This window comes from Methylobacterium sp. M6A4_1b, assembly GCF_053345175.1.
Genome location: NZ_JBKEZQ010000052.1, coordinates 1 through 10,757, shown reverse-complemented (window position 1 = coordinate 10,757; position 10,757 = coordinate 1). Strand labels below are relative to the sequence as shown.

General features: G+C 61.9%; 13 protein-coding genes. 3 read left to right on the top strand and 10 right to left on the bottom strand.

The features are described 5' to 3' along the window. Positions 1–910 (bottom strand): IS481 family transposase (locus ACLBWX_RS22515; protein WP_447679170.1); only part of this gene is annotated, 910 nt, incomplete at its 3' end. Positions 911–1,072: 162 nt separating this feature from the next. Here ACLBWX_RS22515 and ACLBWX_RS22510 point away from each other — a divergent pair. Further along, entirely contained in the window at positions 1,073–1,381 is a 309-nt protein-coding gene (locus tag ACLBWX_RS22510; RefSeq protein WP_447679169.1) for a hypothetical protein, read from the top strand. Between the two features lie 263 nt (positions 1,382–1,644). On the opposite strand, the gene ACLBWX_RS22505 is transcribed toward ACLBWX_RS22510, so the two are convergent. The 7 genes from ACLBWX_RS22505 to ACLBWX_RS22475 form a co-directional block, all read right to left on the bottom strand. Next, positions 1,645–3,453, bottom strand: a complete 1,809-nt coding sequence (locus ACLBWX_RS22505; RefSeq protein WP_447679168.1) for a hypothetical protein — start codon at positions 3,451–3,453, stop codon at positions 1,645–1,647. Positions 3,454–3,476: 23 nt separating this feature from the next. Next, positions 3,477–3,992: a DUF4376 domain-containing protein gene (locus ACLBWX_RS22500; RefSeq protein WP_447679167.1), complete on the bottom strand. Its 516-nt coding sequence runs from the start codon at positions 3,990–3,992 to the stop codon at positions 3,477–3,479. 19 nt (positions 3,993–4,011) lie between these two features. After that, positions 4,012–5,046 carry a hypothetical protein gene (locus ACLBWX_RS22495; protein WP_447679166.1) on the bottom strand — a complete coding sequence of 345 codons (1,035 nt, stop codon included), beginning with the start codon at positions 5,044–5,046 and terminating at the stop codon, positions 4,012–4,014. A 59-nt stretch (positions 5,047–5,105) separates the two neighbouring features. After that, positions 5,106–5,522, bottom strand: coding sequence for a hypothetical protein (locus ACLBWX_RS22490; RefSeq protein ID WP_447679165.1), 417 nt, complete (start codon positions 5,520–5,522; stop codon positions 5,106–5,108). Positions 5,523–5,629: 107 nt separating this feature from the next. After that, positions 5,630–5,947 (bottom strand): DUF6538 domain-containing protein, encoded by a 318-nt coding sequence (locus ACLBWX_RS22485; protein WP_447679164.1) that lies wholly within the window; start codon positions 5,945–5,947, stop codon positions 5,630–5,632. Positions 5,948–6,632: 685 nt separating this feature from the next. Then, positions 6,633–7,247, bottom strand: coding sequence for an adenylyl-sulfate kinase (gene cysC / locus ACLBWX_RS22480; protein ID WP_447679163.1), 615 nt, complete (start codon positions 7,245–7,247; stop codon positions 6,633–6,635). A gap of 89 nt (positions 7,248–7,336) precedes the next feature. Next, positions 7,337–7,978 carry a hypothetical protein gene (locus ACLBWX_RS22475; protein WP_447679162.1) on the bottom strand — a complete coding sequence of 214 codons (642 nt, stop codon included), beginning with the start codon at positions 7,976–7,978 and terminating at the stop codon, positions 7,337–7,339. Positions 7,979–8,486: 508 nt separating this feature from the next. Here ACLBWX_RS22475 and ACLBWX_RS22470 point away from each other — a divergent pair. Beyond that, the gene (locus ACLBWX_RS22470; protein ID WP_447679161.1) at positions 8,487–8,633 is read left to right on the top strand and encodes a hypothetical protein; all 147 of its coding nucleotides are present in this window, start codon (positions 8,487–8,489) and stop codon (positions 8,631–8,633) included. Then, positions 8,630–8,968 (top strand): hypothetical protein, encoded by a 339-nt coding sequence (locus tag ACLBWX_RS22465; RefSeq protein WP_447679160.1) that lies wholly within the window; start codon positions 8,630–8,632, stop codon positions 8,966–8,968. The genes ACLBWX_RS22470 and ACLBWX_RS22465 overlap by 4 nt, the downstream gene beginning before the upstream one ends. Positions 8,969–9,009: 41 nt before the next feature. On the opposite strand, the gene ACLBWX_RS22460 is transcribed toward ACLBWX_RS22465, so the two are convergent. Both ACLBWX_RS22460 and ACLBWX_RS22455 read right to left on the bottom strand, forming a co-directional pair. Beyond that, positions 9,010–9,384: a hypothetical protein gene (locus tag ACLBWX_RS22460; RefSeq protein WP_447679159.1), complete on the bottom strand. Its 375-nt coding sequence runs from the start codon at positions 9,382–9,384 to the stop codon at positions 9,010–9,012. Between the two features lie 577 nt (positions 9,385–9,961). After that, positions 9,962–10,757 (bottom strand): calcium-binding protein (locus tag ACLBWX_RS22455; RefSeq protein WP_447679122.1); only part of this gene is annotated, 796 nt, incomplete at its 5' end.

Here is a 10,757-nt window from a genome sequence, read left to right as displayed (position 1 = left end):
TGAAGCGATCGGGCTCTTTCGTCCAGGCGTTCAGGATGAACTCGGTGGGCGTCAAGCCGCGCAGCGTCTTGAGCCTGCGGGCATAGTTGTAGGCATCGATGAACAGATGCAGATGCGTTCGCAGCTGAGCATGGCTGTCGTAGTGGTAGCGTTTGACCGTCGCGTCTTTGATCGTACGGTTCATTCGTTCGACTTGCCCGTTGGTCCAAGGGTGGTTCACCTTGGTCAGACGGTGCTCGATGTTATGCTCGTCGCATACACGATCGAAGATGTGCTGACTGTCGTAGATATCCCGCTGGCGTGACGTGAACTGAATGCCGTTGTCCGTGAGCACAGTGTGGATGCGGTAAGGCACCGCTTCGATGAAGTCGCGGAGGAACTGAGCGGCTTCCATCTTGCCGGCGCTCTCGACCAGCCGCACGAAGACGAATTTGCTGGTTCGGTCGATGGCCACGAACAGCCTGAGCTTGCCCTCAGCGGTGCTGACCTCGGCGATGTCGATGTGGACGTAGCCGATGGCGTAACTCGCAAAGCGCTGCTTCTTGGGTTTGTCGCCGTCGATCTCGGGCAATCGGCTGATGCCGTGCCGTTCCAGACAGCGATGCAGCGAGGACCGGGTCAGGTGCGGGATCGTCGGTTGCAGACCATAGAGGCAGTCGTCGAGCGGGAGCAGCGTGTGCCGTCGGAAAGCGACGATGATCGCCTCCTCCTCGAGCGTGAGCACGGTGGAGCGCGGCTCTTTGGGTCCCATCCGGGCATCCGCCGTCGTCGCCCGTTTGCGCCACTTCTGCACCGTCGTCGGACTGACGCCGTAGCGCCGGGCCAGCGCCCTTACGCTCTCTTCACGTAGCTGGATCGCGCGACGGACTGCCTCCGTCGTGGTGGCGCTTCCATGAAGAATTTGGCCCATAGTGCTTCCCTCGCAACATGGTGCTCGACCGTATCACCACACCGCGGGATCAAACACCTAGTAGACGCAGCGGCCGTTGCGGACCTTGATGGCGCGCTCAACGGCACCCTCGCCGTAGACGCCCTCCTTCCAGTAACCGGCGCCCCGGACGGCCTCCTAGGCGTGACCAGTCGGACCTTGGTATTTGATGCCGACCTTGCCATTGACAGTGAGTCGGACGAGCCCGCCGGGCTTCGACTGACTGTTCACGAATTCGAGGTGCAGGTTCCGCATCTCATGGCCAGCGTGAGCGGCACCGAAGTGAAGACCCGGTATGAGGAGATGTTCCACGATAATTTCGGCACGGCGGTGGATGACCAACCTACGGCCACCAGCACCGGGTTGCCCTTGATGTCTAGAATCGCCGTGTCGCTGGCGGTCGGGAAACCCTGGCTCTGCTGTTGCAAGATGCTGGGCAAGAGGGCGCCGTAGGCGAGCGTCGGGCTGACGGCAGGCAAGGCGGCATTGGTGACGGCGGTGATCGGAGTGCTGACGGTGCCGGAGCACCGAGGCGCACGAGGGTGGTACCCTCCTGGACGAGCACCACGTTGCGGCGGCTGCTGCGAGCAACAACGGCGCGCCACCCTGTGGTGCCGCAGGAGAACTTGCCCGTGGCGGTGCTTGAGGGCTGTGCTTCGATTGTCGGGATCAACGCGCTCGGCTGCCGCCTACAGCACGGCCTCAACGGAGGCCTCCTACAGCACGGCCTCAACGGAAAAAGCGCCCGCCGTGATGTCGTTGGCGACGGCTGCACCGTTGGCGCCGTAGATCCGGATGAGCTGAGCGGCGGTGAAGTCCTTGGCCAGCAGCGGGTTGGCACTCGCCACGACAGCGCCGCCGACGATGACGCGCGCCGTGACCCAGGCCGAGGTTCCGACAGGCTCGATGTCCATCTCAATGGCCCAGGCCTGGCCGTTGTAGGCCCCGTTGGCGGAGATCACGTCCGTCCCGCCAACACTGGCGACCACAGCCTTGGTGTTCGCGTTGGCGCCGAAGCTGCCACTGGCCCGTACCCGGAGCGTGCCGTTGGTGGGCAGGAGGGGCTCTGCCACCGTCTCCCCGTAGGGAATGCCGCCCGCCGGCACCGTGTACTGCTTCAGCGTGGTCGTTGCTGTGCTCGCCGGCGTACCGACCTGAGCCCGGTCAACGGCCCAGTAGCGTGACGACCGCCCGCCTACGATGATCTGCCCCGTCGCGTTGACGGTGCCAAAGAAATTGCCGGGGCCGAACACCGGATCAAGCGGCGACCGCGCAGCCACATCGAGGTCATAGCCGTCCACGAACGCATTGCCACGGAAGTTCGACTGCATCACCGAGCCGTTGCGGGCGCCGGCCTCGACCACGAAGCCCGAGTGGTTGCAGTCATTGATGAAGAAGTTCGTGAAGGCGTAGTCGACCGTCGTACTGCGGATGACGGCGCATGCGCCGGTTCCGTTCCGGTAACGCGACCCCGTCACGTTGCCGTTCGTCACCTTGATCACGTACGCCTCCAGGTCGAGGCCGATCTCCTTGGGCTGATCGATCGCGAAGTTCGAAAGGTAAATGTAGGCCGGCGGTGTGCCGTAGCCGTTCGCGCGGGTTTTGAAGCCGCTCTTCGGGAACCCCACGATCACGTTGTTGGCGAAGACGCCTTCGATGTGCTCCAGCAGGTTGAAGGCGTCCGTCGCGCCGTCCAGGCTGTTGGAGAGGATGTTGTTCAGGTTCAGGCTGATAACGTTGCGGAAGGTGAACCACGAGGCGGCCCACGCGCTCGTGCCATTCGAGAAGTGGTTCACGTTGCTGATGTTGACGTCGAACAGGAGCCGATCGAACGCCGTGCCTTCGAAGACCCAGGAGCCCTGGCCCCACTGCATCACGTTCGCAATCGTGACCTTGAAGGCGCCGCCCGCGCTGCTGCTGCTGATCCGCGCCGCATAATCGATGAAGTGGGTGTGGAGGTTCCGGAGGTTCAGGAACTGCGGGTTGTCGCACCGAATTCCGACAACGCCCCCGAAGCCGTTGCCGTAGAGGCCAAGCCCCTCAATGGTCACGGGGTTGTAGCCCGCCGTCGAGTTCACAACCGTGATCAGCCTCACGTTGTTGCCGGAGGCCTTGAGCCTGACGGAGCTCGGGTCACCGATGATGGAGCCGCCCCTGGTGGCGTCGAAGGTCAATCCGCTGACCACGTAGTCACCCGCCGGGATCTTCAGAGCCAAGCCCTGGTTCGCGACGGCTGTGATCGCGGCCTGAAGTCCCGCGGTGATCTGAGCGGTGCCCACCTTGCCGACGAGGTAGGGCCCGGCCGACGTGTAGGCACCAAATAGGTCGCGCAGATAGCCCGTCATCCCATTGGGCAGGGTGGCGCTCAGCCCTGAGGCGTCGCCGCTGGACCCTGGCTTGCGCAGGGTCAGGGTATCCGCCGAGAGCGGCCCGAAGGTCTGGCCCAGCAGCGTCCGGTCGAGCGCGAGCGACGGGCTGCCGACGAGGAGGCCGATCAGAAGGAAGAGGCGAGCGACGATCTGCATGGTGTTCTTCTCGTCCGGGAGGATCAGGTCAGCGCCGCGAAGGCCGTGTCGATGTCGGCCAGGCTCTTGATGGTCCCGTCCGCGATGCCACCCGCAACGGTCGCCTCCTTGGAGAAGCACGCCTGCACGTGCCGTCCGACTGCGGTCGAGATAATCTGGATCGCCGCTGAGTCGAGGTCGACGAAGCCGGCCGCGGTCTTGAACTTCACGACCACGGAGGTGTCGACCTGGGCAAGGTTGAAGGCCCCGTTGATCAGGGCCTGGCTCTGGCGATCGGTTGCGACTCGCTCGCCCGCGACCTCGATGCCACAGGTCTCGACCGCGTACCGACGCGCGGCGGCATAGGCCGCCAAGTCAGGCTCGGGCTCCTTGTAGGGGCGGTTATCGATCTCGTGCTCTTCCGGGGCCGGGCCGATGCGATCCAGCCCCTGTAAACTCGCGACGGAGACGACGGAGACGACGTAGACGCCCTCGCCATAGGCGCTGGCCGGGATGGTCTGCTTGTCGTCGTGCGTGGCGAGCAGACCCCGTTCTTGCAAAACAGCTGCATGTTCAGCCTCACGCCTGGATGAAGGAGTTGCCGTTGCCGGAGGTGTTCACGACCGGGGAGAAAGCGCCGGACATTCCGTAGCCGGTGGCGTCGATGAAGCTGCCCTGGGTTGCCCCGAACGCGCCGCCCGTGTTGCCGGAGCCCGTCGTGCCCGTCGCGTTCACGAAGCTGGTCTGGCCCGCATAGATGCCAAACCCACCATTTGTGCTGGCCGAGGCGCTGTTTGCGGTGATGGAGCTGTGGTTCAGCGCGGCGATGCCGTGCGAGCCGTTCGCAGCAGCCGCGCCGGCGGTCCCCATGCCGATGAAGCTGTTGGACAGGGCACTGGCCCCATACGCCACATTCCCGCTGCCGACGATTGAGAGCCCGGCGTTCTCGGTGGTGATAGTCGAGGCCTCGTTCGCCGTGATCCCGGACGAGCCGTTGCCGATGCCGTAGACACTGCCGGTCGTGTACTTGAGGGTCGCTCCCGCGCCGGTGTAGACGCCGGAACCGCTGTTTCCGAAGCACCACAATCCCCCCTGAACGGTGAGGAGGGTCGTGCGAAGGAACAGGCCGTGCGAGCCGAAGCTCGCGCATGCGACGCGGTTGAGCGTCGAGGTCCCGCCCGTGAAGCTGAGCCCCGATACGGGCGAGAGATCGGCCGTGAGGAGCACGTCCTGAGGCAGCCTCAGATTGCCCACGACCTGGATCGAGGCGCTGCCTGTGAACCGAAGCTCGGTCGGGAAGCGGTTGCGCGCCAGGGTAAGGTTGCTGAGGAGGTCGGCAGTGCGCTGTGCCCCGCTGCTGCCCGTCATCGCCATGTTGGCGTAGACCGGGAAGCCGCCGTTCACGAGGGTCGCGCCGATGATCGACACCCAGTTCAGGTCTGGGTGCTGAATCACCATCGAAGCGGCAATGGTGTCGTGCACGAACTGCCCCGTCTCGAACATGAAGGTCACCGCCCCGCCTGGTACAATCCGGCGCGTCGCGAGCCATGCCATGGCGGCAGCGAGGTTCGGGAAGTCGGCGCCAGAGCCGTAGACCTGCTTGGTGACCGACACGGAGATGACGGCTTGGCTGAGGACCGGTGAATCTACCTGTCAGACGCTTCCAGTATAGGTCAGAGAATCAGATCGTCCTCGCTCACCGTCGCCGCGTCGCCGTGCCCGACGGAGGCCGCGAATTCGCGCACGACCCTGGGACAGACGTAGGCGGTCTTCGGCGTGGGCCGCCGCTCGCGCAACCCGCCTGTGATGAGCGTCTCGAAGTTCACGGCGGCCGTCCGCGCGACGCTCTCCGGCACGGCCTTTACCGGCGGTGATTGCCCGTTCGGCGTATTACTCACTAGCATTTGTGCCAGTGCACCGAGCCCTGCAAAGGCCCGGCGCGCTCCCTGGCTCAGCTCGAGCAGGCTCAACGCCGCAGCTTGGGTCGCGTCGGCGATCGCCCGAACGAAGGTGCCCCGGCTGTCGGCGTCTACGCGCAGCCCGTGTTGCGCGAGGTAGGCATCGGCGGTGTCCTCGCACCACGCGCACATCTCAGCCCGTTTGGGCGCGTGGCGATCGAAGGACTCGGTGATCAGGTCGACGGCTGACCGCGTCAGGTCGAGCGGTATGGTGGCGTCTCGAACAAGGCCCCACCGACCTAGACCGACGACTGCGTCTGCCGGCTCGAAGCTTCGCGGTGATGCGCTACGAAGCCCTCGGTGACGCACACCGCCACCTCGATGCATTCGCGCTCGCTCAAGCCCCGAGGCCCATCGCGCAAATTGGCCCGGTGCTCCTCGAGCGCGGCCAGCGCCGCCGGGAACAGGCGCTTGCCCTCTTTGTGGTCGCGCGTGCCGAGGCTGCGGCGGGTCTTGCCGCTGCCGACGAGTGCCTTCAGCTCGTCCGGTACGCGCCGGCGCAAGTAGTAGATCCGCATGCGCGGCTGCAGCCAGTGAGTCGGCATTGCCAGAGTCATGTGTACCACTCGTGTGTACTTTTGGGCGCCCAGAAAGTCACTGTCTGACAGCAAGCTACAGCCAATGCACTACAATCTTGTGTAGCGGCGGAGAGGGAGAATCCAAGCCGCACTGGTTTTGCTGATGAATTTCGGCTCAGGCTGTCGTCACCCCACCATTCGTCCCACCTCCGCACGGTGCGTTCGAGTTCTCTGGTTCAAAAGGGCAGAGGAGGTGTGCTCGCTGCGGGATCGTTTTCGGAATGCCCGGCACCTATCCCCTCCGGCCCGCACCAACCGTAGGAGTCCATGCCAGCCTCACCGAAGATCGTCCCTGCCGACCCGAAGCTGTGGCGCCAGGGTTTCCATGACCTCCGGTCCAGTGTCGTCCCATGCCCAGGCTTCACGGTGCAGTCCTGGGGCGGCGCTCACGAGGCGTGCGTCGACTTCCTCGACCGCTGAGCAGATGAGGCGGCGGCCCTCGGCTGGACGACCCTCGACGTGTTCGGGGTTCATACAGAGATGGGCACCATCCGGCCTGACTTCTGCGGGGCCATCGTCCTCAGCGCGGAGCGGATGTCCGGGGTCGCCGAGAAGCACATGCGATTTGGGAACCTGACGTTTCATCGGGACAAGGCGGACCGGCCGACGGGCGGCCTACCCCTGAAGAATGTGAGAGTGAGGGGCATTAGTTTGATGCGGTCATTCAGATTTGGACCGCGCTAAGTGCTAACAGGGCCGCTGCAAGGTCGCGTGCCGACTCAGTGATAGAACGGTCTCTAGTGCAAATTACTAAGTCCGGTTTAGACGGAGCTTCGTATGGAGCCGAGATGCCGGTGAATGTCTTGATATGACCGGAGCGAGCTTTGGCGTAAAGCCCTTTGACGTCCCGGGCCTCGCAGACAGAGAGGTCCGCGTCGATGAAAACTTCCAGGAACGGTATGTCGCCAGCAATCCGACGCGCTAACGCCCGGTCTGCGCGCGTCGGCGAGATCAGCGCAACTATCGCGATCAACCCGCTTTCCGCCATCAAGCGAGCCACCTCAGCGGCGCGACGAACATTTTCGGTTCGTTCTTCAGGAGAAAATCCTAGGTCACTGTTCAAGCCATGGCGAAGATTGTCGCCATCTAAAACCATGCACCGCCGGTTCTCGTTTGCTAACATCCAATCAGTTGCGTTTGCGACGCTGGTTTTGCCGGCTCCCGAGAGTCCCGTAAGCCATGCGATCGCGGGATGCTGTTCTAGATCTTGAGCGCGGCACTCGCGAGACCTAAGTCGTTGCCAGTTCACATTTTTGCTCATAAATAAGACCTTGTACATATCGTCATTATAGACGGATCCAAAGCGCGATAATCTCTTGTGATACAAATATTTGAAGTTAAGTTATTAGAAATAGAGCAGAACCATTATCATATAATGGGGCTGAAATCTACGTCAGGATAGTATTTAAAGAGTCGAGAGATGCGGTCTTTGATAGCGTCGCCACGACCTTCAATACCTACATTAAAGCGAGTTGGTGCGACATTTTTTTCCTCTGTCACAATTTTGCGTTGCAAGATGCTTTCTACTTTTCTAAGATCATTTTTGAGAATTACATCCTCATATCGCACAATGCATTCCGGTTTAGAGCGATACCAAGACACGTAAAAATTAACGTACCAAGGCGCAGCAAGGTCGGCGACGGCCTCTAAACGCTCAGCTGATGCCATTTGCTTAAAATGCTCTTCAAAATATCCCACAGGCGTGGCCTCATGCTCGTTCACAATATGATCGTTTAGGCTCGCGATTGCGTCGCCAAGTCTTCGCACTAACACAATTAGCTTCATGTCGAATTCGCCGATTAGGTTTTGCGTGTATTCGCTTCCCCTTACATGATGCTGGGCAACACAATTTTTACCAACAAAATTGGTTATAAGCCCTCTCTCAAGCTCCTGTTCACGCCGGCCGTAGTACGGCGTAAACTCTGCTCTAGTAAAATTAGGCTGAGCAGCAATCAGGTTTGATAGAGAACTGGAGCCGCTTTTTGGAAAACATGCAAGTAGTACAATCATCACAAATTACCCCGAAACAATTTTGATGGAAATCAGATTTGATTTTGTGAATTTAAAATCCCGGAATCGATACGCTTCTTTTTAACTTAGTCTTTTTGGAGAGGCAATTGAGGTAACAGCCCCGAATCATTTCTCTGTGTTGGATCACTAGCTGATTTTCCTAACCCCGTCATCAGGCTGTGACTTCCGACCTACCAACGAAAAAACCTGCCTGCTAAAGTGCGGCGAACTGTTAAGTTTCGATTATAGTTCAAGGGTTGACGGGGATACAAAAAGCCGGGCACGCCATGACGGCGGCCCCCCGGGCCGAGTCAAGATCTGAGATGTCGGCGCCTTCAGCTACCGCTCAGCGCCCGAAGAGACCGATGACCAGCAGCGTCCGCATTGAGACCTGCTGATGCGCGTCGCGGCCATCTTGCGCTGCATGGTGGTGTCGAGCGTGGCGGTCGACACCTTCGTCACCTGGATGAGAGGCTGACGGGGCCGCCCGCCGCCCTATTACGCCGGCATGGCTGAGAACCCCACGACCGGCGAGCTCTACAAGGCGAAGGCCGTCACCGAGGAGGAGATCGTCGCCGATTGTGAGGTGAGCGAGCATCTGCGCCGCGCCGCCGTGCGCACCGCCATCTTGCTGGCGCGGCCGGAGAAGCCGTGAGCGACGAGCTGAAGCCGGTCACCGTCTGGACGCCGGGCCAGGGCGACCCGGTCCCGAGGCACAAGCGCAACCCGCGGCGCGCCTATGATCCCCAGGGACGCGAGAGCGCGCCCATGACTATTGCCAATGCGCGCGAGAACGGCGCCCGCGGTTTGCTGGTGCTCTGCCGGTGTGAGCACGAGGCGGCTATCCCGTTTGGCGACCTGCCCGGCACCGCGTTCGTTCCGGACATTGCACTACGCCTGCGGTGCACGGCCTGTGGCGGCGGTGCGAAGGGCGTCGAGACCCGGCCGGACTTCACGGGCCGGCGCTTCGGCGGCACATCGGGGACCTGAAACGGAGAAACCCGCCGCAGATTGCTCCGGGCAGGTGAATGTCAGCGCTGATACGGCGGAGGCAAAAGCTTCTGCGGCTCAACATTCGTGATGAAACGCCCACGCGGCGCAGGGGCCGTAGGCTCCTTTTGCCAGCCTCTCCGCCCCTCCGCCAAACCGAACTCCAAAAAGTGAGCGAGCGGATTGAAGCCGTTAGCTTTGACGTCTGGATTCGCGGCGAGATAGCCGTCCCCGCTGAAGCCGGCGCTGGGGTCTCGCCCTTCCTTCCATCCGTGCTGAAGGTAGTGCTGCAGCGGTGTGCCGGGAAACTGTGCCGTGTCGCGATACCAGTAGCGGTAATAGACCTCATCGAAGCCGGGCATCTGGGCCTTGGTGGCTTCGGGGATCAGCTTCTGGATCAAGCGCACGAGTTTCATGGCGGGCCTCTTAGCGCGGGCCGATCACAAACGACAGATGGTGGAACGAAGAAACCCGCCGCGGCCGGAGCCGGGCGGGTGAAGGTGAAGCCGCAGATTGCCGGGGCGCTGGCAACTGAGAGCGTCTGCAATCTAGCTTCAAAAGCTTGCCTGTGGCTGCATCACGGGCGTGTGAAAAACCCGCCTCGGATTACTCCGGGCTTGTGAAAGTCGAGAGCACCTCCGCGCCTCACGTCAGCCACACTGCCGCGTCAACAGGCGCCAAAAGGATAAGGGTGCGAGCATGGGTGCAACACACGCGGCGACCACGCAGGCGAACGAGGCAGACCTTCTAGTCGAGCAATAACTCGACCGATCACGTGGCAACGCAGTGGCCGCTCTTCGCCGGGCCATATCCGACGCATTGGCCGATGCCGTCGTGAGCCGGTTGAGGCTGCGGGAGACAGAAAAGGCTGCGTCACGCGGATACCTGCGGGTGGCGGTAAGCGATTCATGAAAAACCCGCCACAGTCTTCGCTGGGCGGGTTCATGGAGATGTCTGCAACCACAAGGGCGGCGGGCTCTCCGAGTCATTCCTTTAGGTGAACAGGAAGTCCGAGGTGCCGACGTAGTTCAGACCGTCCTTCACAACGACGCTGCTGTCCCAAGCGCTGGAGTACAGAACCACATCGGAACCGTTAACTACGGAAACCTGTAGAGTCGCGGCAAAGCCTGCGCCAAAGCCCTGAAATACAATGGTATCGTCGCCATTCTGGTCGAAGTCGAGCACAATATCCGTGCTGCCTGCCTGCTCCGGCCGAAACAGGAACATGTCGTTACCTGCCCCGCCCGTGAGTGTGTCGCCACCCTCGCCACCGATCAACACGTCGGCGCCTGCGCCGCCCTGGAGATTGTCGCTCCCAGCGGCACCGAACAGCACGTTGGCGCCGGCGTCTCCGATCAGCACATCGTTGCCGCCAGAGCCGTAGAGGTTCTCGATGTTGACGAGGAGGTCGCCGTTAGCATCTCCGCTCGAGCCGGTACGCGCGCTCAGATCGACATATACTGCTCCGGCCGAACTCAGGTAGGAGGCGGTGTCGTTGCCGGCCCCACCGTCGAGATAGTCCGCTCCTCCCATTCCCTGAAGGGAGTCGTCACCCAAGCCCCCGATCAGCTCATTCCCAAGGGCGCTTCCATACAAGATGTCGCTAAAGGTCGACCCCACCACCGACTCGATGTTGGTAAGCGTGTCACCCGTCGCGTCACCCCCGGTAGCAACTCCGGCCCCTAGGACTACGAACACGGCGTTGCCGGAATCGCCATAGTACGCGTAGTCTACGCCGTCTCCGCCATCGAGGTGATCTGCGCCCGCCCCGCCCACCAGCGTGTCGTTG

Bases quoted from the DNA above. Each gene is read 5' to 3' on its own strand.
- ACLBWX_RS22505 (WP_447679168.1), bottom strand. From the start codon at position 3,453: ATGCAGATCGTCGCTCGCCTCTTCCTTCTGATCGGCCTCCTCGTCGGC.
- ACLBWX_RS22490 (WP_447679165.1), bottom strand. From the start codon at position 5,522: ATGTGCGCGTGGTGCGAGGACACCGCCGATGCCTACCTCGCGCAACAC.
- ACLBWX_RS22485 (WP_447679164.1), bottom strand. From the start codon at position 5,947: ATGACTCTGGCAATGCCGACTCACTGGCTGCAGCCGCGCATGCGGATC.
- cysC (WP_447679163.1), bottom strand. From the start codon at position 7,247: ATGTACAAGGTCTTATTTATGAGCAAAAATGTGAACTGGCAACGACTT.
- ACLBWX_RS22475 (WP_447679162.1), bottom strand. From the start codon at position 7,978: ATGATTGTACTACTTGCATGTTTTCCAAAAAGCGGCTCCAGTTCTCTA.
- ACLBWX_RS22470 (WP_447679161.1), top strand. From the start codon at position 8,487: ATGGCTGAGAACCCCACGACCGGCGAGCTCTACAAGGCGAAGGCCGTC.
- ACLBWX_RS22460 (WP_447679159.1), bottom strand. From the start codon at position 9,384: ATGAAACTCGTGCGCTTGATCCAGAAGCTGATCCCCGAAGCCACCAAG.